The organism is Sphingomonas sp. BL-S-25, from assembly GCF_055521555.1.
Genome location: NZ_CM145486.1, coordinates 140,833 through 163,529, shown reverse-complemented (window position 1 = coordinate 163,529; position 22,697 = coordinate 140,833). Strand labels below are relative to the sequence as shown.

Genomic DNA, 22,697 nt, shown 5'->3' with positions numbered 1-22,697 from the left:
GATTCTCTGATGAACGACGGGTAGGGTCCGGCGTTGAAAGGCGGTGCTTGGTGAGCAGTTCCGCGTTGTTGTGGAGGTCTTCGATGCCAAATCAGAACCATCCGGTCGAGAGTCCTTGGGCGGGATCGGTGCCGTTTGCAGTTGGGCAAGCGAGCAACGTGAGGATACCGATTCCGGGTACTAATGGTTTTGCGGTCGAGTTCAGGCCGCGCCAATTTAAAGGCACATCTACATCGACCTTATTTTTCCAAGATGCTAAAACAAAGCGTCATTTAAGGCTCGATTACGGGTTCAACCTCAGAAGTAAGACGATCGACTATCACTGGAATCACAAAGGCGTGGCCGCCATTTTCGGGATTACCAATCATCAGACCACAGGGCGGTGGGGGCGGGCCGGCTATTACGCTGCCAAAGCTTTTCGTTTCGCGGGCCGGCCCTTGTTGATCATTGGAGTTGCCGTCGATGCCGTGTCGATCGTCCGGGCGAGCAAGCCGCTGCAACGTGCGACCGAGGTGGTAACCGCTTGGGCAGGGGCGTGGGCAGGGTGCAAAGTGGTCGGTGGGGTCGGAGCTCTCGGAGGATCTGCCGTCGCTCTCGGGCCAGGCACCGCTATCGGCGCAGTCGGGGGATGCATCATCGGCGGGCTTGGCGGCTATTTCGCTGGTGAAGCGGTCGGTCGATACGTCTATCAGTGGGCCGAAGGCACAATATTCACGCCGTTGCCGGAAATTCGTCAGTGACTGCTTCTTTGGTGATCTTCCATGCCGGTCCCGCGCCTGCTTATGCGGAATTGGGTAAGACTGGCGATCCAGGCTGCGGTTGGCTGGAATGGCCGGAAGCGGAACGATCAGACGACGATGTTGTCCCACTGGTGGTTCGTCGAGTCCTCGCTAATGCGCTGTCGCGGGTTGGTTTGGTAACTTTCGTTGTCGACGAAACGTATCCGGCCATGCGCGTGTCCGAAATCCGCCAGGGCGTCGTGTCAAAGATCTTCGGGCGCAAGTTTCATCAAGGATCGTCTCGCGATCCGGCTGCCATCGAGCAACTGTTTGAAGATCCGCTCCAGGCGTGGTGGCTTGGAAGCGCGGCAGCTGTGATCACGGCGTCCGATCAGATGCCATCCTTAGAGGTGCGTGATTGGAGAGCGTTGGCGGACGATAATTGGGTCAGCGTAGCGAGGGGGCATCCGGAAATCGACGCTGTGTTTCGCGCCGGGACTGATGGCGAAATGGCGGGGTGGTGGAGCCGGACTTCAGATTTGCAAGATGAGTTTACGATCGCGATCGAGGAAGCATCGAGACACATCTAGATCGGTGATCTCCCTTGGCCGCGATCTAATCGCGCGTTAGAACGGCACGGAAATGGAGAAGCTGGGCACGAAATAGCCACGGCTGTGCCTGCTGCCCGGATCGTTCGACCAGCGCGTCTGGAACTGCCCGGCTAGCTCGAAATCCATCTTCGGAAGTCCTTTCGGGATCACCCCGTTCAAGTTGATACCGCCTGTCAGCCGTAGCCGCGTATCGCGGCGGCGGTCGCCGCTGGCGACGCGAATGTTGGGAAAGAAGGCGCCTGCCAATTCTCCTCGACCGAACAGGCGAAACCCACGAGCCAGCGGTCGACTATACACATCAATCTGCGCTGAAGGTGCAAAGCGCCGCCTGCCGTGATCGGTCGACTAGATGTTCGCCGCCTCAATGCGGCCTCCCCAGTAGAATCCTGCTTTGGCCCCGTTACAGGAAGCAACCGAATCGGTCTCGCGGGGGCTGGACCTATCGCACATGAGCCCGCGGAGATCGCGATAGCGAACGCCGCCTGCGACCTGATGTTCATCGCGAACCCAGGCATCAAGCAGACCGGATTGTGCATTGGTGTAGCGATATCTGCCGTACACGCGCAGCGAGTCTTCATCGTCGTTTGCCCTACGGTAGATTCGTCGCCTCACTTGCGCGAACGACAGCGGAGTGTCGCCGACCGTGGCCTCGGCATAGAAGCTGCTTTCGGCGGGTTCGCCATCAAACCATTGCGGTCCATAAGCGATGCCGCCTTTCAGCTCTAACTGAGGCAGCCGATCGTCCCGCTCGCGCCGGAGCGCGAAGCTGGCGCCATATTCGCTTTCGTCCACTTGATCCTTGTCGACCGAGCCTGGAAGCCTCTGACGTGACCCCGGCTTTCATCCAGCGGCGACCAGAGACCGACCGTTGTTGTCGCGCCCCGCCCACGCCATCACGCCGGAGCGGTAATGAGTTCGCAACGCAGCTGCCACGAGTGTTAAGGCTCAGCCCTCTCCGCGTTTATCCGGATTTCAGTTGAAATTTGTTCCTCCTTTGTTCTAGCCGACCGGCGTTGCGTGAATCGGTACTAGGTGGCGGAGCTAAAGCATGACCGATGATCTTCCCTCTCGTCCGCCCCCCCCCGTGGGGTCGAGCGTTGGGCAGTCCCCGGCGGGTCCGGGGCCGGGTCGGTCTTTTCCCTGCGATGAAGGATCGTCGATCGCGACGGACGACTGGGGGTGGAGCGGTTGCCGGAATGGGTGGCGGGAATGAGTGACCCGGTCGAACGCATGAATTGGCTCGCGCATCGCTGGCCGGTCACGCTGGAAACATTCCACTACGGGACCTGGCTGGTCCATGTCGGGAAGGTCGAGGGCCACCGGATTGCACAGGCGACCTCACGCGAGGAATATGACACCTGGCTCGCCAGTGCGCGGCCGCTCTGCCTCGCCCGGTTCATCGCGTCACGGCCCGCGCTTCACCCCGCTGTCGCCCTGGTCACCGCGGGCACCTACCGGCTCGGGCGCATCCCGGCCGAATTATGGTGCGGTTATGACGTGACGCCCCTGCTCGACATGCCGGTTTCCACGCTGCTCTCGGCCAAGGTTCGGGCGATGTTCCCGGCCTGGCCCGGCGCCCTCATCCGGGTGGTTCGCCAGGACCAGCTGGGATCGCTCGACCTGCAGCCCGCCCCCGATCTCCAGGGGCCGAGGCTCAAGGTGGTGGGATAGCGATGGGCCGATACGATCGCGAGGGCGGACAGGTGCCGACCACCTTGTTCGAGTGCGCGGCGTTTCACCGCACGGTCGAGGTGAAATGTCCCGGCTGCGATCGCACAGAAGTCTTTCATGCGGCTGCCTTGTGGTGGCTGTTTCACCGCAAGCGCTGGCGTGATCATCTCGACTTGGTAGCGCCCCGGATGCGCTGCACCAGCTGCGGCAGGCGCGGCGTACCGGTGCGACCGAGCCGCCAGCCGCCGACAATCGTGCATCTGCCGCTTCCTGAGGATAGCGAATGGAAGCGCGCGGTCAGCCGCTTCCGATCATAACAGGCCGGCTTGAGCTGCTGCGGCGGCAGGCTTGCGCCAGGGCTCGCTGGTGCGATCGACGACGATGAGATCATCGGGAAAGCAGCGTTCCTGAAACCCGACGATCTCGTCGGAGCTGCCGTGCAGCCATCGATCATGGTCGTCGCGGTGCAGCAGGACCGGCATGCGATCGTGAACCGGGCGGATCGCCTCGTTGCAGTCGGTCATGACGCCCGAATAGACGGGCCCCCATTCGGCACTGTCGCGCCACAGCCCGGCCCAGGCGAAGACCGGCTCGTCCGCAACCGAGAACCATGTCCGGGTCTTGGTACCCTTGGCGCCCTCGGCTTCCGCGAAGGCGGTGAGAGGGATGAGGCAGCGCCATTCGGGCTTTCGTGCCAGGCCGATCCACATGTTCTTGTGCAGGTCGGCGATGTTGTTGACCGGCTTGGGCTTGGCGGTCGGGCTCATCGTCTTGAGCCGGAGTGGAAACCCCCAGGTCATCGACTGTATGATCCGACGACCCTCCGCCTCGCGGATGACCATGCCGGGATAGCCGGGATAGACTTCCTCGCCGGCATTGGACTGGACCGGCGTGTCGACCCCGAAATGGGCGGCCACCTCGGCTGCGGACTTCCGGACGGTGTAGAGGTTGCACATGTCGTCCAGGCTAGCCTGTGTCGGGTCGAATGCGCAACGCGCAGCCTTCGACTTGCGCGATCACAGCAGTCCCAGCTGCTCACCCTCGGGCGGTGGTCCGCCGCCGCGCCATGGGTCATCGGTCACGATCCGGTCGATCCGGTCGGCGTCGACCGGCGCGCGAAACTGGAATCGGATGACATCCTGGATGCCGCCGTGCAGCCAGCGATCATGTTCGTCGGGCTCGAGCAGCACGGGCATGCGATCATTGGTCGGCGGGATCGCTGAATTGGCTTCCATCGTCATGCCAGCGTAGCTCGGGCCGATATCGGGAATGTTGCGGCAGAAACCGGCCCAGGCCATGATCGGCCGGTCCTTGAGTGAGAACCAGGTACGCGTCCTGGCACCGGCGTCGCCATCGGGATTGCCGAAATGGGTGATTGGAATGACGCAGCGGTAGCGCGGCTCGACGACCATCTGTTCCCACATCGGATTGGTGAGATCTGCGACCAAGCCGATAATGTCCGCTTCCTTTCCCTGCAGCCTCAGGTCGCGAATATGCCTTGGGAAGCCCCACCGCATCATGCGCAGGCGGCGCCGTTCGTTCGCCACGAACATGACCAGCCCCTGCCTGCCTTCGGTCACATCCGGCGGGACCGAGATTGGCTCGTGCAATTCGACACTGAGGAAAGCGGCGACCTGTTCGACCGACGCGCGGAGGCTATGCAGTCGGGACATGGCACTGGCCTTCGGTTGGACTGCTGAAGCTGTGCGCCATCAAAATACCGTATCAAAGCGCGTAGTTGATCAGAAAACCTTTCTGATGCTGAAGCTGACAAATCGTCCGAGCGGATCGAGATATCCCGGTTGATAGCTGAGCGGCGTTGATTCCAGTCGATCACGAACCGCCTCACGCGCGTTGAAAAGATTCGTAATGCCCAGGGAAACGCGTGTTCCCTTCAGCCAATCGGGTGCTGCAGAACCACCGAAACGATCGGCAAGGTTGGCGAAAAAATGGAGGTTAACGGTCGTTAGATCGGAAAAAAACAGGTCCCCGTCACCGGCGCTGCGGATCATGGTTCCGCTTTGCCACGCCAACGTCATCCGCGCACCCAGCCCGGTTTTGAATGCACCTGCCTGGAGTTCGACTGTGTGACGCCGACGTCCGCCACGTAGGTCGAGCGCCGAGCCGTCGAGCAAGTCCAGGACAGGAAGGTCCTGGCGCGTGATGACCTCGTCCTGAAAGCGCCAGCTGTGATAGACATTCACGTAAAGTCGGCTGGACATGTTCTCCAGGCGCCGCGCGATCGCGCTGCCCGGTTGGGCTAAAACGACCGGCCGATCGGGATATGCTCGCCTCGCGTCGCTCTCGTCAGAGAAAACGCGTACAGGGGCCGCCCGCATTCCCAGCGGGACCTTGCCCAATGGCCGCACGAAATTGAATCCCCATCGCAACTGCTTCTGGCGGGCGCCCCCAAAATTGAGCGGCCTTGCGTCAATGCTCAACAGCCGACCGTCGGCGTCGCGCGTGAAGCGATCGGGAAACGCGGCTTCGATCTGAGGGGTGATGATTGGGAAGGACGTGATCGGCTCATCGATCCGGGTCGATACATAGTCGGCGCTGAGCGTCAGATCGATCGCGGCAAACGGTTTTGCGGTAAGCCCGACCCTGACCAGATGACGATCATCGGACACCAGGTTCGGGTTTCCTCCAAAGACGCCAACGATGTCGACAACCTCCCGGCGAGCGAAATCGAAGGTACGGAGCCCAGGGGTGGCGACGACAGGTGCGCCGAGCTGCTCCATCGTTGGCGCGCCCTGCTCATGCGTGGCTGACGCGATGAAACTGATCGCCTCGACTGGTGACCAGTTGACGCCATACCCAATGGTGCGCAGCGCCCCAAGATCGGAAAGTTGTTCGATCGCCATATTCACGTTGAGCGACAGGTTTCCGAGAAGGCCCGAGGTCTTGCCTCGTCGGCTCGCAAGCGGCAGGTCCAGGTTGGCGCGGGCGGTGAACCGGTCGCGCGCAATGTCCGTGCGTTGCACTGTGCCGCCGCGCACGGAACTTCCGTCAAGATCGCGTCGCTCGGCTCTGCCCCCTATGCTTGCCGAAAGCGGGCCTGCCGGCAGGTTCAAGATCGGCCCGCTCATCACGAGATCAGCATTCGCGAAGGCGCTGACCGACCTCGCCACTTCAGCCTCGGTCGCCTCGTCTAGTCGGGTTGAAATATCACTAGTCGTGCGGTCGTAATTGCTGGTGAAGGTCCAGAACCACTTTCCTGCGGCGCCGTGCAGCGAAGCTCCCAGGTGGGCCGTGCGACTTTCGGTGTCGCGCCGCCAAGGGGCTGCCACGCCAGGCCCTAACAGGCTGCCGCTGGTGTTCAGCTCCCAGCGACCGTTGAGCGTCCCCGCGATGTCGCCGAACAGGGGGCGGCTGACGACGCCGTTTAGCGCCAGCCGTTCGGTCTCCGGCAGCAAGGTCCGAAACCTGCCAGCTTCGACCGAAGCGGCTTGGCGGATATCGCGGTCGGTTTCGAGCAAGGCGGTCGACCGGCCGTAGTCTGCGGCTAGGTCCAGGCGTGTATCACCCCGGATCGTGAAATAGCTTGTCCGGATATCGACGGTGTTATTACCTCCCTCGGTCGGCACCGCATAGCCGAGCTGGCCAAGCTTTGAACTGAACCGTTCGAAGGTCACGATGTTGACGACCTTCTGATCTGCACGATAGCCGTATTTGAGCGCCACTTCCTCGGGAAACACCTCCATCCGTTCGACTGCCTCGGTTGGAATCTGGGCAATTTCGGAGAAGCTCGACAGGCGTCGCCCATTCAGCAAGACGACGGGGCCACCCTCGTCTCGTCCGCGGCGGCTGCTTACCTGCGGCCCCAGCTCCTGGATGAGTTCACCAATATTGTTTGCGCCATAAGCGCGGACCTCTAACTGGCCGAAGGCCAGCTCCGGCGGTATGTTGCCGACCACGGATCCCCGGGGGCGTTTTGCCGACACAAGGATTTCTGACTCGTCGGTAGCCGGCTGAGTTTCTCGGGGCGCCGTGCTTGGCACGGTGTCCTGAACATCCGGCGTCGACGGGCGCTTGCTTGTGAGCTCCGCGTCCAGCTGCCGTTGCACGTCGGCAGGCAATGGATTGCCCTCCATGTCGAGAAACTCTGTCTTCGCCGGAACCTCACCAGGGTGCGGAGCAGATTCCTGTTCAACGGGGCGCGGATCGGACCCGGTGCGATTCGAGGTCGATTGTGCCTTCGCGGTGATGGGCATGAGAGCCACGACCCCGGCCAAGAGTACGACTTTCAGAGCGTTCGGCCGCGTCATTGCAGGTGGAAGCGATCGTGTCATGGAAGCTGTGGTCGTCAAGGGAGGAGCCGAGCTGGAGGTGTTCCCTTGCCGCCGTAGCGGGGATCCGTGTCCAGCCAGGATAGGAAGGCTGCGTTCAGCGCGTCCAGACCTGCTGCACTGCGATCATGTCCGGTGCGAGCCAGCAGCCAAGCGTCCAAGGCCTCTCCTCTACGGAACGCTGCTGCAAGATCCGCGATGATCGATGCGCTTCCCGTATGCTCGACGAGAAACTCATATAGCGCGGACGTCATCGCGTAAAATTGCCGCGTGTCGCCGGATATAGGCTCTCTTGTCGAAAAGGGTTGAGACGACAATCCGTCAGAGCCCACCGGCGCTTGTCCAGTGGTAGGGAATTCGGGGTGTGTCATGGAAAAGTATCGTCGAAGGGACGGCAACAGATCATCGGTCCGATAGCGAACGGCTTCGCGACGGCGTGCGATACGCAAGCTTTCATTCTCGAAGGCAATTCCAGCCATTTCGTCCAGCCAGTCCGGTGCGTCTCCGCCATATTGGCTGGTCCTGGTACTAGGCACCAAGTAGCGAATGAATAAGTCGTGTCCGACTTCATGTCCCATCAAGTACAATGGTAGAAGTATCGGACCGCGACGATCTTCTCGTTTGAAGGTCCATGGATAGAGGACGACACCGTCGACCTCGGATCCCCAGGCGCATGTTGTGAACCTGGCGTCGATGAGCGCGATCCGTATATCAGGTAGCGCTAGCGCAATTTTAGCGGTTCGATGGATCTCCCGAGCAGCATCGAAGGCTCTGATACTGTCTTGGGGGTCTACGAGCACATAGCCGAACTCGGCGTTGGTTCTTGTTGCTCCATCGGGACGGCTAGGCACCTGAGGAGCAAGGCACGCCAATGCGCCGAGCACGAAAGTGGCAAGTGAGAGCGGCATTGCTAAGGCTTGCGCGTTGCAACGAAGGGTGCCGACGCAACCCCTTCGACCGTTACCTCCCCGGCTAGTTCTTGCTTGGATGGATCGAAGTCCAGGTCAAAGCTCACCTTGGGCTTCAACTCAAGGGTGAATGAGGCAGCGCGATCGGTAATGACAAGGTCGTTGATCGGATGCCATTTTGCTCCCTTCGACGTCATATAGCGTCCAGACCAATTACCGTCCCGCTTCGTGAATTCGAAGGTCCACTCCGTTTGAAGAAACTCGCCTGTCCAAACGCCTTCCAAATGTGACTCGGCCAGCGCATGCGATTGAGCAGCAGTCGGCGGATAAGAAGACGAATAAGCAAGGGCGATCAGGCAAGACGCTAAAACACTAAGCATAGGGTCACCAAGGCTAACTGCAAAAGTTCATGTTGGGGGAGGAACCGCGACTGAAACGCGATGTGCCGCCCCCAACCCCAAAAAATTACCAGTTCCCGCCGGAGTCCTTGATACAGATCGCGCCTTCCAGCGGCCCGTCAGGTCCGTCGATGATAATGGGGATGCAGTTCGCCTGCTTGGTGGTCGGCGTCGTGGCTTGTGCATAAACAGACACCGGTGCGAGCGAAGAAAGCACGAGTGCGGCAAGTACGGCACGTTTCATGATCGTCTCCAAATGGTGAGATGTGTATGCCGATATTTCAGCTAGCTTTGCGCCCGATCGCATTGAATATTCTAAACATTACCGGGTCAAGAATTTACTGGGCCGAATCCGAACGATATTATTTTTGGCGTCCCGTCGGGCGGGAGTGGGATGTGTCGATGTGACAGGCTTGCGTGCCGAGTCCGCGCCTTGAGTGCCAACTTTCGTTCATAGAGCCGGCGGTAGCGCGCTCCGACGCTGATCTCAGCCGTCGGCGTATTGCTAGGGGAGGCGACCATAGCTCGCTGGAGCGTTTCAGCGGCAATCGCCTGCTTCACAAGATCGAGCGTGTGAGGGGCGGCCCAGACGATCGCACTGCTCGTCGCTCAGTCAGAACTGTCCTGGCAACTCACCCTTCAGATAAACGAGGAGGGCGAGTCACATCTCTTGCGGCAAGGGAATCTCGTTTATGGTCCCAGCCATAACGCTTGGTCTCTAATGCGAACAATCTTTGCTTGACACTGTGCCAATGAACTGTGCCAATGGGCTGTGCAGGCGCCGCCTGCATGTCAGTGATATCAAGCACTTAGCGATGGCTGGAATTGGCTGGGAATCCTGCCGCCCCAGCCAGGGTTTGTCAGTGACTTGCGATTGATCGCAGCGTTTGCTCGGCGATCATTCCGCAGCGTGTTCCGCAAGTCGGCGATGGAAGCAGACCGCATTCGCCCGTATAGCGGCGGCTTGCCGATACGGCCCAAAAACCATCCCGATTCCAGCCATCCGCGCGCCGTGATGCTGGCCTGAGCCGGATTTTCGCCCTAGCACTGGCCGCGGACGGAAAGGGAGCGCGCGTGCCGATACTCGACTGGATGACCCGCGGCGAAGACGTGGTGGCGGCGGCGCGGGTGCCGTATCGGATGCTGGAGCCGGTGCCGGCGCTGGACGGCGGTGACGCCGATCCGGCGAACATGCTGATCCAGGGCGACAATCTCGACGCACTCAAGGCGCTGCTCCCCTATTATGCGGGGCGGGTGAAGTGCATCTATATCGATCCGCCCTATAATACGCGCAGCGCCTTCGAGCATTATGACGACAATCTCGAACATGCGCAGTGGCTGGCGATGATCTATCCCCGGCTGGTGCTGCTGCGCGAGCTGCTGGCCGAGGATGGCAGCATCTGGGTGTCGATCGACGATAATGAGGGGCATTACCTCAAGGTCGTGATGGACGAGGTGTTCGGGCGGCGGAATTTTCTCTCTACAATAATCTGGCGTAAAAATTACTCGCCAAAATCTACAGCTCGTCATTTCTCTGAAGATCATGACTATATTCTTGTCTACGGCCGAGACGGCAACGCCTGGCTCCCAAATCTGATGCCGCGAACTGAGAAACAAGATAAAGCCTATAAAAATTTGGATAATGATCGTCGCGGCCCGTGGAAAACGAGTGACCTGTCCGCACGTAATTTCTACAGCAAGGGAATTTACGCGATTGTCACTCCGGGCGGTCGATTAATCGAGCGGCCACCAGGTGGGAATTATTGGCGGGTGTCTGAGGAAAGATTTTGGGAACTCGATAGAGAAAGCAGGATTTGGTGGGGTTGCGATGGCAATGCCATACCGCAAATTAAGCGCTTTCTTTCTGAGGTGAAGCAAGGCGTCGTTCCGCAGACATTCTGGTCTTATGAAGAAGTCGGGCATACCCAGGATGCTAAAAAAGAAGTGCTTGCTATATCCTCATCTGACGTTTTCATCACTCCGAAGCCCGAGCGGCTAGAGCGGTTTCCACACGAACTGACTCGACGGGGATTCCCATTTGCGGCCTGATGTGATTCAGACTTCCTGCTGGTGGCAGGAGGCCAGCATGGATGGCACGCACGCTCTCACAGGATCTTCGGGACAGGGTTGTGGCCGCGATTGAGGGCGGCCTGAGTTGCCATGCCGCGGCGGCGCGCTTTGGTGTCAGCGTGTCGAGTGCGATCCGCTGGCGTCGTCTTGCGTTGGAACATGGCCGTGCCGTGGCCAAGCGACGCGGCGGCGACCGGCATTCGGGCAAGATCGAAGCGCACGGCGACTTCATCCGGGAACTGATCGCCGAGAAGGGCGACATGACCCTGGTGGAGATTCAGGTGCGGCTGATCGAGCGCGGCGCCAAGGTCGGGATCGGGACGGTGCATCGCTTCTTCGTCCGTCACGGGATTACGCGCAAAAAAAGACTGGGCACGCGATCGAGCAAGACCGTCCCGACGTCCTGAGGCAACGCCAGCGCTGGTTCGACGGCCAGATCGACCTCGAGCCCGAACGCCTCGTGTTCATCGACGAGACTTGGACTGCGACAAACATGACCCGCAGCCACGGGCGCTGCGCCAAGGGCGAGCGATTGCGGATGGGCTTCCCACATGGCCATCGCAAGACCACAACGCTGGTCGCCGGCCTGCGCATGACCGGCATGGTCGCACCTATGGTGCTGGACGGGCCGATCAACGGCGATTGGTTCGAAGCCTATGTGGCGCAGGTCCTGGTGCCAGAGTTGCGGCCCGGCGACGTCGTCATCATGGACAACCTCTCCAGCCACAAGCGGGCCGCCGTGAAAGAGCGGATCGAAGCGGCCGGAGCAACCCTGCGCTTCCTCCCGCCCTACAGCCCCGACTTCAATCCCATTGAAAAGGCCTTCTCCCGCCTCAAGGCCATGCTGCGCAAGGCGGGCGAACGAACCGTCAGCGGGCTGTGGGGGTTGATCGGCAGGCTCGTTGACATCTTCCAGCCCGCCGAATGCGCCAACTACTTCAGCTCATGCGGATATGAACCGGAATGAGTGGAAACAGCTCTAATCCAACGCATCCTCCACATCGCCTCCAACCCCGGTGACCTCGTCCTCGACAGCTTTCTCGGTTCCGGCACCACGGCGGCGGTTGCGCACAAGATGGGACGGCGGTGGATCGGGATCGAGATGGGCGACCATGCCGAAACGCATTGCAAGCCGCGGCTCGACAAGGTGATTGCGGGCGAACGGGGCGGCGTGTCGGCCGCGGTCGGCTGGCAGGGCGGGGGCGGATATCGCTACTACCGGCTGGGCCCGCCGGCGTTCGACGCCAGCGGACGGATCGATCCGGAGATCGGGTTCGACGCGCTGGCCGCGCATATCTGGTTCGCCGAGACGGGGCAGCCTGCCGCGTCTGCCGGCGCTGGAGACGCCATGCGCTCCCCGGTGCTGGGGGTGCAGGACGGCATCGCCTATGCGCTGCTCTACAATGGCGTGCTGGGCGACCGGCGCCCGGCCGGCGGCAATGTGCTGACGGCGCCCGTCATGGCCCATCTGCGCGAGGTGCTGCCCGGCCATGCCGGGCCTTGGGTGATCTATGGCGAGGCATGCCGGATGAGCGCGGCGAAACTGGCCGGCGCGGGCGTCACCTTCAAGCAGACCCCCTATGACGTGAAGGCGCGCTGATGCAGCTCAAGGCCTATCAACGCCGCGCGCTCGATGCGCTCGACGCGTTTCTCGAAGCGGCGGTGACGCGTCCGCATGCGGTCGCCTACAACATCGCCTGTCAGGTGGGGGAGCCGGGCTTCTACGCCAATGCCTATGAGCCGCTGCGCACCCTGCCGCGCGTGCCCTATTGCTGCCTGCGTCTGCCGACCGGCGGCGGCAAGACGCTGCTGGGCGCGCATGCGGTGGGCATCGCGCACCGGCACCGCGTGGACGGTCCGGAATATCCGGTGGCGCTGTGGCTGGTGCCCTCCAGCACCATCGCGGATCAGACGCTCGATGCGCTGAAGACGCCCGGCCATCCCTATCGCACCGCGCTGGAGTCGGCCTTCGGCGGCAATGTGCGCGTGCTCGGCATCGATGAGCGGCGGCAGATCACGCCGCAGGACCTCGCCACCGCCGCGCACGTCTTCGTCGCCACCGTACAGGCGTTTCGCGTGGCTCAGGCGGCGCAGCGCAACGTCTATAAGGACGACGAGAATTTCGAGAGTTTCTTCAAGGGCCGCGCGCTGCCCGACGGACTGATGCGCAATGCCGACGATCTGGCGACGCGCCCCGGGGAGGTAAGCTGGTCCTTCGCCAATGTGATGCGGCTGGTGCGTCCGGTGATGATCGTGGACGAGGCGCATAATTTCGTCACCGGCCTGTCGGAGGAGACCGGTGCGCGGCTGGCCCCCTGCGCAATCATCGAGTTCACCGCGACGCCGGTCCGCTCCAACGTCATCGTATCCGCCACCGCCGACGAGCTGAAGGCGGAGCAGATGATCAAGCTGCCGATTCATCTGACGCAGCATAGCGGGTGGGAATCGGCGATCGTCCATGCGCTGCAACAGCGCGCGGGCCTTGCCCGCATCGCGCGGGAGGCAAACGAGCCGATCCGCCCGATCGCGCTGTACCAGGCGCAGGCGCAGACCGCCGGTGCGGAGGCGACGGTCGAGGTGGTGAAGACCAAGCTGATCGAGCATGGCGTGCCCGAAACCGCCATCGCCATTGCGACCGGCAACCAGCGCGAGCTGGACGGGATCGACCTGTTCGCACTCGATTGTCCGATCGAGCATGTCATCACGGTCGAGGCGCTGCGCGAAGGATGGGACTGTTCCTTCGCCTATGTCTTCTGCTCGGTCGCCAACATCCAGTCGGCGACTGCGGTGGAGCAGCTGCTCGGCCGCGTGCTGCGGATGCCCTATGCCACGCGCCGCCCGGTCGAGGAGCTCAACCGCGCCTATGCGCATGTCACCGGCGTCGGTTTTCACGCGGCCGCCAATCGTTTGAAGGACAGTCTGGTCGCGATGGGCTTCGACGAGCGGACCGCGCGCGACGAGATCATTGCGCAGCAGGCCGCCGATGCCGCTGCCGCGGTGCTGCCGCTGGCCGATCGCCCGCGGATTCCGCCGGTGCTGCTGCAGGTCCGACCCGACCTCGCCGCGCTGCCGCTCGCCGTGCGCGATGCGCTGACGATGATCGGCGAAGGCGACGCCGTGTCGGTCATGATCAACCCGGACGCGAGCGACGCGGTGCTGGAGCAGCTGGGCGAACTGCTCGCGCCTCTGGCCGGCGGAGAGGATCCGCGCCCCGCCATCGCCGCGCATGTCGAGCGTCGGCAGGCGGCCGCAACGCCCTCGCAGCGTGGCCTGAGCTTCATTGTGCCCGGCCTGGCGCTCGAACAACATGGCGAGCTTGATCTGGTCGAGCCGACGACATTGCTCGATCTGGCGGGCTGGACGCTTGCCGGCATCGACCCGGACCTGCCCGATTTCCAGCTGGCCGAGACGCCCGACACGGTGATCGTCGATGTCGACGAGGGGCAGGTCCGCATCAGCCGCGAGGCGGCGCAGATGACGCTTCAACTGGAGGATGAGACCAGCTGGACGCCGGCGCATCTTGCCCGGTGGCTCGATCGTCAGGCGCATCAGCCGGACGTGTCACAACCGGTGTTCCTCGAATATTGCCGAAGCGTCGTGACGCATCTCGTCGAGCATCGCGGCATGTCGCTTGCCGCGCTGGTGCGCGCCAAGGATGTGCTGAAGCGCGCGATCGCGCTGCGCGTCAGGGAATTGCGGACGCGGGCGGGGCAGGCCGGCATGCAACTGGTGCTCGGCGATATCAGGCCGACGCTTGGTCTGGGCGAGAACGGCTTCGCCTTCGCCGAGGGGCGTTACCTGCCGACCAGGCCCTATGTCGGCAGCTACCGCTGGCGAACGCATTTCTACCCGCGACCCGATGATATCAGGGAGGGTGGCGAGGAGTTTCGCTGCGCCGTCGCGATCGACGATCATCCGACGGTCAGGCACTGGATCCGCAACATCGCGCGGGGACCGCATGCCTATTGGCTGCCGACCTCGACCGATCGCTTCTATCCGGACTTCGTTGCCGAATTGACCGACGGCCGCTTGCTCGTGATCGAGTATAAGGGCGCGCACCTGGCCAATGATCCGGACACGCTGGAAAAGGCCAATATCGGTGCGCGCCTGGCGGAAGTGAGCGGCGGGCGGGTCCTGTTCTGGATGGCGGAGCGGTCGAACGCGCCCGACTTTGCCGCCCGGCTCGATGCCGTGATCAGAGGGACGGCGTGATCGCCGGTTCCGCCTGATCCGATCCTGACACGAGCGGGTTGTGCCCGCTCAACTGCGGCGTCGCCGCCACCAGGCGAGGACGCGCTCCCACCAACGCCGGCGTTCGGTCGGGCCTGCGCGATACGCCGTGCGCGCCGGCACCAGGATCGAGACCGCCGTCCCCTTGCCTGATGCGCCTGTGATGGTCAGGCGCCCGCCGATGCGAGTGGCACGCTCGCGCATGCCCGTCAGGCCGAAATGGCCGGGGCGCTCGCCGCGCTCCAGCACCGCGTCGGGCATGCCGCAGCCGTTATCGCGAATGGACATCGACAGTCTGCGCCGGTGCCAGGCTAGGCCGATGTCGATCGACCCAGCGCCCGAATGATGGACTGCGTTCCGGATCGCCTCCTCGGCGATCCGCTGCAATTCCTCCCGGACCAGCGGGTCGAGGTTGCGCGGCTCGCCTTCGATGATCAGGCGAGTTGCCATTCCCGTTCCAGCGGTCAGGTTCGCCGCCAGCGCTTCCAAGGCCTTGGAAAAGTCGGCCGCGGATCCGGTGCCTCGCAGGTCACGCACCCGATCCCTGCCTTCGACGAGGACGCCCTGGGCATGAGCCAATGCCTGTTCGAGCGGCCGGCGGGGCGCCGCACCGTCCGGGAGGGCGTTGGCGGCAATCTTCACGTGAAGAAGCAGGGCCTGAATCCCCTGCAGCAGCGTATCGTGCAGTTCGCGAGCGATCCGTTCGCGTTCCACGAGCTGGACCTCGAAGCGGCCACGCATGCGCCGCGACACCTGCCTCAGGCGCAGGAAAAAGATCAGCGCGAGCAGCAGCACGGCCAGGAGGCCGAGGAGCAGCTTGAACCAGATCGACTGCAGGAAGGTCGGCGGGATGGTGAGGTCGAGCGACGCACCCTCTTCGTTCCAGACGCCGTCATTGTTCGAGGCGATCACCTGGAACCGATAGGTGCCGGGCGCGAGATTGGTGTAGAAGGCCTGGCGCCTGCCGCCTGCCTCCACCCAGTCGGTATCGGCGCCGACCAGGCGATAGCGGAAGCGGACGCGCTCCGGCGCGGTCAGGCTCAAGGCCGTATAGTCCAGCTGCAGGCTGGAGGTGCCCGCCGGTAGCTGGACCGCTCCCGGATCGCGCACGCGTGCGCCATGATGGGTGAGGGCGACGATGCGGACCGGCGGCGGAAGCCGGTTGTGCGGAATTTGCGCCGGGTCGATCGTCACAAGGCCGCGGGTCGTCACGAACCACAGCGTGCCATCGCCGCCGCGCACCGCGCCATTCCTCGAATATCCGACTGCGGCGGGTCCGGGCATTCCATCCGCGAAGCCGAAGATCCGGGGGGTCAGGATATGGCCGGGATTCACGAACGCCTTTTCGAGCTCGCCAGCGCTCAACCGCACGACGCCGGCTCTGGTCAGCAGCCAGATCGTACCGTCGGCGGAGTCCGTTATGCCGGCGATGCCGCTGAGCCAGTCATAGTCGCGCGCCAGGACCGTGATGCGGCCCTTTTCGAGCATGGCCAGGCCAGACGCCGTCCCGATCAGCACCCCTGTGCCGATGCGGTGCAGGACGTTGATATCGCGGCCGGGAATATCGGCGGATTTCCAGATCAGGTGCGTCCCACGAGACGTCACCCGGTGCAGCCCGTCGCGGCGAAGATGGACGAGGATGCTGCCATCGGGCTCTGCGAGCATGACGGTTGCGATCGCCGATCCGGCATAGGGTGACGCGGCCCATGTGTCGCCAAACCGACGTTGCAGCCCTCCGAGCCGGCTGAACCAGATGCTGCCGTCGCTTCCGACGATGCAATCAAGATAGGCGCCCTTTGTGGCATTGGGGATGACGGCCGGGGGGCGGTCGGGCGAGATGATCCTGAGTGCGTCGTTGGCCCCGACCCAAAGGCCCCCGCGGGTGTCCTCGCACAGCGTCTGCGGGTTATCGATGCCCGAGGCGAGGCGTCTGGCCGTCCCGCCGGCGGGGACCCTGTAGATGGCCTCCGAGTCCGCCGCATAGATCGACCCGTCGCGTCCCGAGACGACGATGTACCCAAGTCTCGATTTGCCGGGAATGTCGAACACGCGGGTCATTGCCGGGGTGCTGAACCGGTCGATTCCGTTGGACGTGGCGATCCAGATATTGCCCTCGCGGTCCTCGATCATCGCCTGGGCCTGGTCGGAGGACAGGCCATCGGTTTCGGCGAACCAGTCCTCCCGCGGGTTGCCCCCGCTCGTGACCGTGTCGGGCCGGGCGATGCGGAACACCCCCGATGTCGTCGCGCCCCACAGGTTGCCGTCGCGGTCGAAGAATATCCGGCGACGCTGTCGTCCCGGCTTGGCGGATGGAATCCTCGCGTCCTGGTTGGCCGCGGCGATCGTTCCCGCCGCCGCCACGATCCTGGTTCCCGTGGTCGAATCCGACGCCCAGATCGTGCCATCAGGTGCCTGGCCGATCCCGATATCCTGCCGCTGCGGCGCCAGCGACTGAAAGCGATTGGATCCGGGCGCGAGGACCATCAGGGGGCCGCCCGTCGGGCTCGCCCACAGGGACCCGTTCCGCGCCGGCATCAGCGCGCCGGTGGTGCCCCATGGAAAGCCCCAATCCGGGCCGATCGTCTGCCAGCGCTTTCCCGCATATCGATAGAGGGGGCGGGGGGTGGTTCCCGTGGATGCCCACACGGCGCCGCTTCGATCCTGCACCAGTTGCCAGACCCACCGCTCGCTGCTGGCAGGCGAAACATCGACGAGACGGCCGCGCCGCAGCACCGCAATCCGGCCCGACTGATAGCCGATCCACAGGTGACCGTCCCGGCTGGCGAGGAGCGCCGACACCGCTTCGTCCATGGCCTTGTGATGATACAGCCCGGGCATCCGCTCGAACCGGATCCCATCGAACCGGAACAACCCGGTGTCGCCGCCGACCCAAAGAAACCCGTCCGGCGTCTGCGCAAGCGCTCGCACGCCGTAGGGCGCCCCGTCGGTCATCGTCCAGCGCCGGTGGTTCAACTGCGCAAGGCCGAGGCTGGGGTCGAGCGCCTTCGCCGGCGGCCCCGCGATCAACGACACAAGGACGAGCGCGCCGAGCAGAAACAGTTTCGACAGCTCTCGCACGCTCTACCCCCGCTGAGCCCCGACCGGAGTCGCGGTTATCGCCCGCCAGGCAGCGGAATGAACAGGCCTAAATCTATTTTCCGCGACACGATCTCTTTGAGTCAGTGCGCTGACCCATTTGCGTTGGTCGGCGTTGCGGACGGCGGGCGGGACTCGCCGGCGGGATCGAAGGCCCGTACTCCAATCGCCCGTTGATCGCGCTGCGCCGACGCGCTATCGGCGGCGGCACATCAAGAGTCGGGTCGACGCCCGACACCAACCTGCTCCCCGAGCAAGGTGGTGCCTCCATTTTCAGGGAGGGATGTGGCCGGACCGGCAACCAAACGGGACTCAGCCAGGCGTCGATCTGCTCTCCGGTAGGAACCAGGAAGGACAGTGACGCGATGCCCCGGACCGAACAGCAATTCGCCAGTGACAATTATGCCGGGATCTGCCCCGAGGCGTGGCAGGCGATGGAGGCGGCCAACGCAGGATCGGCCACGGCCTATGGCGAAGATGCGTGGACGCAGCGCGCGTCGGACGCCTTCCGCACGCTGTTCGAGACGGATTGCGAGGTGTTCTTCGCGTTCAACGGCACGGCGGCGAACTCGCTCGCACTGGCGTCGCTGTGCCAATCCTATCACAGCGTCATCTGCTCGGCGCAGGCGCATGTCGAAACCGACGAATGCGGCGCACCGGAGTTCTTCTCCAACGGCTCGAAGCTGCTGGTGGCGCAGACCGAAAGCGGGAAACTGGACCCGGACGCCGTCCGCCGCGTCGCTGGAAGCCGGAGTGACATCCACTTTCCCAAACCGCGGGTGGTGACGATTACCCAGCCGACCGAAACCGGGCAGGTCTACACCGCGCCCGAAATCCGCGCACTGTCCGAAGTCTGTCGCGAACTCGGGCTGAAGCTGCACATGGACGGCGCCCGCTTCGCCCATGCCTGCGCGACGCTGGGATGCTCGCCGGCCGAGATCACGTGGCGGGCGGGCGTGGACGTACTCTGCTTCGGCGGCACCAAGAACGGCATGGCGGTCGGCGAAGCCGTGCTCTTCTTCGATACCGCGCTGGCGCAGGACTTCGACTATCGCTGCAAGCAGGCGGGGCAACTCGCCTCCAAGATGCGCTTCCTGTCGGCGCCCTGGGTCGGGATGCTGGAATCTGGCGCCTGGCTCGCCAATGCGCGACACGCCAACAGCTGCGCGCGTCGGCTGGTCGACGGTCTCGCGGATCTGCCCGGCATCGAGTTGATGTTCCCGGTCGAATCCAACGCGGTGTTCCTGAAGGCACCGGAGGTGGTGCTGGAAGCGCTGCGTGCCCGAGGATGGCGCTTCTATACGTTCATTGGCGGCGGCGCCCGCTTCATGTTCGCCTGGGACGCCGACCCCGACCGCGTCGATCAACTGGCAGCGGACATCCGCGCCGCCGTGCACACGGGCGCGCAGACCGGAACCGCCGAGCTTCAGGCAGCCTGAACGCGCACGACCGATCGGACGCCTACGCGGCGCGAGGCAGTGGCGTCCGTTGGTCCGTGCGGTCGTGACTTGGGTTAACGACATAGCTGCTGAGATCGCAAAATCGATCGATCAGCAAAGCGGATCAATCGATTGCAAAATTCGATTTCCTGAAACGACCCCTCTGCGTCCATGACGCACATGTCCCGTCGAACATCGGCCCGCATCGCGAGAAGCCGGTCGGCGGGGACGAACATTAGGAGGGGGATTGAAGATGGGTCTCACCAGAACGCGGCTGTCTGCTCGGGTCAGCCTGGTAACGCTCGCCATTGGATTGTTCGCCGCATCCGGCGCGATGGCGCAGACCGCCGAGACAGGCGCTGGCCCCGTCGTCCAGACGCAGGAGGACCCGGTCCCGGTCGAGGACACGCAGGATCTCGATCCGGCGACGGTCGAGGAAATCATCGTCACCGGCACCAATATTTCCGGCGTGAAGCCGGTCGGCAGCGAGGCGATCACGCTGGACCGCGAGGCGATCCTGGCGACCGGTCAGACCAATGCCGCCGACGTCGTCCGCACGCTGCCGCAGGTGCGCAACCTCGGCGAGTTCCGCGAAGGCGGCACCCAGGGCGGCAACAACAACCAGCAGGGTAACGCGATCAACCTGCGTGGCCTGGGCCAGGCCTCGACCCTCGTGCTGATCGACGGCCACCGCATCACCAATACCGGTGCGTCGCAGACCTTCACCGAGGCGAACGCGATCCCGCTCGCCGCGCTGGAGCGGATCGAGGTGATCGCCGACGGCGCCTCCGCCGTCTATGGCTCGGACGCGGTCGCCGGCGTGGTCAACTATGTCATCCGCAAGGACTATCAGGGCCTCGAAATGTCGGTCCGCGTCAGCAACAACAATGGCGGGCTCGAAGTCAGTCCCTCCATCACCGCCGGCACAAACTGGGAGATTGGCGGGGTCGGCCGCGGCAACATCCTGATCAGCTACGAGTTTTCGCAGCGCGACGCCTATCGCCGGGGTAAGAACCCCTATCTGCGCCAGGATCTCAGCCGGTTCGGCGGCGTCGACGACCGACTGAACGGCACGACCGCAACCGCTGGCTTCAACGGCAACCTCGTCGTCGCCAACGCCGATCCGGATGGTCCGTTCGGCCCGCTTCAGCCGCCGCAGAACAGCCTGTTGCCGCGCGCCGGTGCCAACACCTATTACGGCCTCCCTGTCGGCACCAACCGCGACCTGAGCGTCTCCGACCTGCTGCTGAACCAGCCCAATCTGCTCGATTCCGCCGACTTCAACGACTATACCGGCGACCTGCGCCGCCACCAGGTGGCCGCCTATATCACCCAGAAGCTGGGCGATGCGGTCGAGCTGTCGTTCCAGGGCACCTACAACAACCGCCGGACCCTCTCCTCGACCGCGCAGGGGGTGATCAGCAACGTCCAGCTGCGCCGATTCCTCTACGATCCGGTCACCAACACGCCGACAACGACCCCGAACCCCTATTATATCGAGGGTCTGGCCGCCGATGCGCTGACCGTGCAGTACAACATGATCAAGAGCGTCGGGCTGAACAACTGGACCGGCGAGAATGAGTCCTACAATCTGACCGGTGGCGTGAAGGTCAGCCTGCCGTGGAGCTGGCGGGGCGAGGCCTTCTATACCTATGGCCGCGACAAGGCGTGCAACTATTGCCAGCTCGGCACGAACATCAACCTGACCGCGCTGCAGTACCAGATCGACATCGGCGCCATCAATCCGCTCGATAATGTCTCCGGCCTGTCGCCAGCGCAGATCGCCACCTTCACCGGCGACAATATCCAGCGCAGCGGCAGCGGCATCGACGATCTGCTGGTCAAGTTCGACGGACCGCTGTTCGCCGTGCCTGCGGGCAAGGTCCGCGCGGCATTCGGTGGCGAGCGCAACAAGGTCTATAACTACAACATCAACGGCGCCAACCGGCCGTTCAACAACGAATTCCAGCTGGACACCGATGCGAGCACCAGCCGCGGCGCGCGCACCATCCTGTCGGCCTTTGCCGAAGTCTATGTCCCGCTGGTCTCGGACGACATGGACTTGCCCCTGATCCGCACGCTGACGATCAGCGGCGCGGTGCGCTACGACCATTATTCGGACGTGGGCGAAACGACCAACCCGAAGCTGAGCGGCACCTGGGAAGTGTTCGACGGGCTGACGATCCGCGGCTCCTGGGGCACGTCGTTCCGCGCGCCCAACCTGCCGGACGTGAACCCCCGCGCCATCTCGTCGGGCGGCGTGTTCAACTATTTCTACCTGGGGCAGGATCCCCGCATTCCGCAGGGGCCGATCCTGGCGGCCTATGTCAGCGGCGCCAACCCGAACATCCGCCCGGAAGAGGCGACCACATGGCAGGTGGGCGCCGACCTGGAGCCGCTGCGCGGGCTGCGGCTGTCGGGCACCTATTACAAGATCAACTATAACAACCGGATCGCCAGCCCGGACGTGTTCGGCGCATTCCTCAACCCGACCACCTATCCGAACTATCTCGGCTATTCGGACTTCATTTTCCCGATCGACAATCCGGCGGGCTGCGTGAATGGCAATCCTGCGACCTATGACCCGGTGCTGGCCGAATATGCCGGCCGCACGATCCTCTATGGCGGCGGCATCCTCAATCCCTGCTCGGTCGAGATCCTGCTCGACGCGCGCAACACCAATCTGGCGGCGACCAAGCAGGACGGCATCGACGCCACGATCAACTACATCTACGACTTCGACGGCGGCGCGATCCTGTTCAACGCCAGCGTCAACAAGGTGCTGAACAACGACCAGCAGGTGAAGCCGGGCGATCCGTTCATCGACCGGACCGGCTTCTACAGCTCGCCGATCGAATGGCGCGGCCGTGGGTCGATCGGAGTCAATTATCGCGGGTTCAATGCGATGCTGTTCGCCAACTATACCGGCTCCTACACCAACGACCAGGCGGTCGACCGGCTGGGCCAGGCGGTGCTGCCGGTGCGGATCGACTCCTACACGACCTTCGATCTCAACATCGGGTACAGCACCGAGTTCACCGGGCGCGATCGCAGCTTCATGAAGAGCCTGCGCGGGTCGCTCAACTTCCAGAACGTGACCGACAAGGCGCCGCGGCTGGTCTATACCAACAACGCGGTGTTCAACGGGGCCTATTCGAACCCGTTCGGGCGCACCGTGACCTTCCAGCTGTCGGCGGGCTTCTGACCGCAGAGCACCGGCGGGCAGGTGCGCGCCGGTGCCGACCGATAGAGAGACCAACGGAGAG

Annotated in this window: 19 protein-coding genes and 1 riboswitch; of the genes, 10 read left to right on the top strand and 9 right to left on the bottom strand. The window is 63.4% G+C overall.

The annotated features are described in order from the left end of the window. Nucleotides 1–83 precede the first annotated feature (83 nt). A complete protein-coding gene (locus ACZ1H8_RS00760; protein ID WP_465179500.1) occupies nucleotides 84–740 on the top strand; it encodes a hypothetical protein in 657 nt (218 codons plus the stop codon). Further along, the gene (locus ACZ1H8_RS00755; RefSeq protein ID WP_465179499.1) at nucleotides 737–1,309 is read left to right on the top strand and encodes a hypothetical protein; all 573 of its coding nucleotides are present in this window, start codon (nucleotides 737–739) and stop codon (nucleotides 1,307–1,309) included. The genes ACZ1H8_RS00760 and ACZ1H8_RS00755 overlap by 4 nt, the downstream gene beginning before the upstream one ends. Before the next feature lie 36 nt (nucleotides 1,310–1,345). Here ACZ1H8_RS00755 and ACZ1H8_RS00750 read toward each other — a convergent pair whose 3' ends face one another. Together ACZ1H8_RS00750 and ACZ1H8_RS00745 are read right to left on the bottom strand one after the other, a co-directional pair. Then, nucleotides 1,346–1,576, bottom strand: a complete 231-nt coding sequence (locus ACZ1H8_RS00750; RefSeq protein ID WP_465179498.1) for a hypothetical protein — start codon at nucleotides 1,574–1,576, stop codon at nucleotides 1,346–1,348. 99 nt (nucleotides 1,577–1,675) lie between these two features. Next, a complete protein-coding gene (locus tag ACZ1H8_RS00745; protein WP_465179497.1) occupies nucleotides 1,676–2,122 on the bottom strand; it encodes a hypothetical protein in 447 nt (148 codons plus the stop codon). 417 nt (nucleotides 2,123–2,539) lie between these two features. Here ACZ1H8_RS00745 and ACZ1H8_RS00740 point away from each other — a divergent pair, with 417 nt between their 5' ends. Both ACZ1H8_RS00740 and ACZ1H8_RS00735 read left to right on the top strand, forming a co-directional pair. Beyond that, complete coding sequence (locus ACZ1H8_RS00740) at nucleotides 2,540–3,001, top strand: hypothetical protein (protein ID WP_465179495.1); 462 nt, start codon at nucleotides 2,540–2,542, stop codon at nucleotides 2,999–3,001. Between the two features lie 2 nt (nucleotides 3,002–3,003). Continuing rightward, nucleotides 3,004–3,318 carry a hypothetical protein gene (locus ACZ1H8_RS00735; protein ID WP_465177461.1) on the top strand — a complete coding sequence of 105 codons (315 nt, stop codon included), beginning with the start codon at nucleotides 3,004–3,006 and terminating at the stop codon, nucleotides 3,316–3,318. On the opposite strand, the gene ACZ1H8_RS00730 is transcribed toward ACZ1H8_RS00735, so the two are convergent. The 6 genes from ACZ1H8_RS00730 to ACZ1H8_RS00705 form a co-directional block, all read right to left on the bottom strand. Then, nucleotides 3,313–3,957 carry an SOS response-associated peptidase gene (locus tag ACZ1H8_RS00730; RefSeq protein ID WP_465179494.1) on the bottom strand — a complete coding sequence of 215 codons (645 nt, stop codon included), beginning with the start codon at nucleotides 3,955–3,957 and terminating at the stop codon, nucleotides 3,313–3,315. The two genes, ACZ1H8_RS00735 and ACZ1H8_RS00730, sit on opposite strands and share 6 nt — an antisense overlap. A 60-nt stretch (nucleotides 3,958–4,017) precedes the next feature. Then, complete coding sequence (locus ACZ1H8_RS00725) at nucleotides 4,018–4,674, bottom strand: SOS response-associated peptidase family protein (RefSeq protein WP_465179493.1); 657 nt, start codon at nucleotides 4,672–4,674, stop codon at nucleotides 4,018–4,020. A 69-nt stretch (nucleotides 4,675–4,743) separates the two neighbouring features. Then, nucleotides 4,744–7,215 carry a TonB-dependent receptor gene (locus tag ACZ1H8_RS00720; RefSeq protein WP_465179492.1) on the bottom strand — a complete coding sequence of 824 codons (2,472 nt, stop codon included), beginning with the start codon at nucleotides 7,213–7,215 and terminating at the stop codon, nucleotides 4,744–4,746. A 92-nt stretch (nucleotides 7,216–7,307) separates the two neighbouring features. After that, complete coding sequence (locus tag ACZ1H8_RS00715; RefSeq protein ID WP_465179491.1) at nucleotides 7,308–8,198, bottom strand: hypothetical protein; 891 nt, start codon at nucleotides 8,196–8,198, stop codon at nucleotides 7,308–7,310. Between the two features lie 2 nt (nucleotides 8,199–8,200). Then, entirely contained in the window at nucleotides 8,201–8,578 is a 378-nt protein-coding gene (locus tag ACZ1H8_RS00710) for a hypothetical protein (RefSeq protein WP_465179490.1), read from the bottom strand. A gap of 85 nt (nucleotides 8,579–8,663) precedes the next feature. Continuing rightward, nucleotides 8,664–8,840 (bottom strand): hypothetical protein, encoded by a 177-nt coding sequence (locus ACZ1H8_RS00705; RefSeq protein WP_465179489.1) that lies wholly within the window; start codon nucleotides 8,838–8,840, stop codon nucleotides 8,664–8,666. 830 nt (nucleotides 8,841–9,670) lie between these two features. Between ACZ1H8_RS00705 and ACZ1H8_RS00700 the strand changes: the two genes are divergently transcribed. From ACZ1H8_RS00700 to ACZ1H8_RS00685, 4 genes are all read left to right on the top strand, one after another. Next, nucleotides 9,671–10,645, top strand: a complete 975-nt coding sequence (locus tag ACZ1H8_RS00700; RefSeq protein ID WP_465179488.1) for a site-specific DNA-methyltransferase — start codon at nucleotides 9,671–9,673, stop codon at nucleotides 10,643–10,645. A gap of 41 nt (nucleotides 10,646–10,686) precedes the next feature. Continuing rightward, nucleotides 10,687–11,633, top strand: a protein-coding gene (locus tag ACZ1H8_RS00695) for an IS630 family transposase (RefSeq protein ID WP_465179487.1) whose coding sequence is annotated in 2 segments (ribosomal slippage) — nucleotides 10,687–11,023 and nucleotides 11,023–11,633 — 948 coding nt in all. Because the reading frame shifts where the segments join, the coding sequence is not laid out codon by codon here. Continuing rightward, nucleotides 11,634–12,266, top strand: a complete 633-nt coding sequence (locus ACZ1H8_RS00690) for a DNA methyltransferase (protein ID WP_465179486.1) — start codon at nucleotides 11,634–11,636, stop codon at nucleotides 12,264–12,266. It begins immediately after the preceding gene. Further along, the gene (locus tag ACZ1H8_RS00685; RefSeq protein ID WP_465179485.1) at nucleotides 12,266–14,878 is read left to right on the top strand and encodes a DEAD/DEAH box helicase; all 2,613 of its coding nucleotides are present in this window, start codon (nucleotides 12,266–12,268) and stop codon (nucleotides 14,876–14,878) included. The genes ACZ1H8_RS00690 and ACZ1H8_RS00685 overlap by 1 nt, the downstream gene beginning before the upstream one ends. 48 nt (nucleotides 14,879–14,926) lie before the next feature. On the opposite strand, the gene ACZ1H8_RS00680 is transcribed toward ACZ1H8_RS00685, so the two are convergent. Beyond that, entirely contained in the window at nucleotides 14,927–17,974 is a 3,048-nt protein-coding gene (locus tag ACZ1H8_RS00680; protein WP_465179484.1) for a sensor histidine kinase, read from the bottom strand. A gap of 222 nt (nucleotides 17,975–18,196) precedes the next feature. Beyond that, nucleotides 18,197–18,307: riboswitch (SAM-I-IV-variant riboswitch) on the top strand. Between the two features lie 50 nt (nucleotides 18,308–18,357). Between ACZ1H8_RS00680 and ACZ1H8_RS00675 the strand changes: the two genes are divergently transcribed. Further along, nucleotides 18,358–19,431, top strand: a complete 1,074-nt coding sequence (locus ACZ1H8_RS00675; RefSeq protein ID WP_465179483.1) for a threonine aldolase family protein — start codon at nucleotides 18,358–18,360, stop codon at nucleotides 19,429–19,431. 253 nt (nucleotides 19,432–19,684) lie between these two features. Beyond that, complete coding sequence (locus tag ACZ1H8_RS00670; RefSeq protein ID WP_465179482.1) at nucleotides 19,685–22,636, top strand: TonB-dependent receptor domain-containing protein; 2,952 nt, start codon at nucleotides 19,685–19,687, stop codon at nucleotides 22,634–22,636. Nucleotides 22,637–22,697: the final 61 nt, after the last annotated feature.

Bases quoted from the DNA above. Each gene is read 5' to 3' on its own strand.
- ACZ1H8_RS00725 (WP_465179493.1), bottom strand. From the start codon at position 4,674: ATGTCCCGACTGCATAGCCTCCGCGCGTCGGTCGAACAGGTCGCCGCT.
- ACZ1H8_RS00715 (WP_465179491.1), bottom strand. From the start codon at position 8,198: ATGCCGCTCTCACTTGCCACTTTCGTGCTCGGCGCATTGGCGTGCCTT.
- ACZ1H8_RS00760 (WP_465179500.1), top strand. From the start codon at position 84: ATGCCAAATCAGAACCATCCGGTCGAGAGTCCTTGGGCGGGATCGGTG.
- ACZ1H8_RS00675 (WP_465179483.1), top strand. From the start codon at position 18,358: ATGCCCCGGACCGAACAGCAATTCGCCAGTGACAATTATGCCGGGATC.
- ACZ1H8_RS00705 (WP_465179489.1), bottom strand. From the start codon at position 8,840: ATGAAACGTGCCGTACTTGCCGCACTCGTGCTTTCTTCGCTCGCACCG.
- ACZ1H8_RS00720 (WP_465179492.1), bottom strand. From the start codon at position 7,215: ATGCCCATCACCGCGAAGGCACAATCGACCTCGAATCGCACCGGGTCC.
- ACZ1H8_RS00670 (WP_465179482.1), top strand. From the start codon at position 19,685: ATGGGTCTCACCAGAACGCGGCTGTCTGCTCGGGTCAGCCTGGTAACG.
- ACZ1H8_RS00735 (WP_465177461.1), top strand. From the start codon at position 3,004: ATGGGCCGATACGATCGCGAGGGCGGACAGGTGCCGACCACCTTGTTC.
- ACZ1H8_RS00740 (WP_465179495.1), top strand. From the start codon at position 2,540: ATGAGTGACCCGGTCGAACGCATGAATTGGCTCGCGCATCGCTGGCCG.
- ACZ1H8_RS00730 (WP_465179494.1), bottom strand. From the start codon at position 3,957: ATGTGCAACCTCTACACCGTCCGGAAGTCCGCAGCCGAGGTGGCCGCC.
- ACZ1H8_RS00685 (WP_465179485.1), top strand. From the start codon at position 12,266: ATGCAGCTCAAGGCCTATCAACGCCGCGCGCTCGATGCGCTCGACGCG.
- ACZ1H8_RS00710 (WP_465179490.1), bottom strand. From the start codon at position 8,578: ATGCTTAGTGTTTTAGCGTCTTGCCTGATCGCCCTTGCTTATTCGTCT.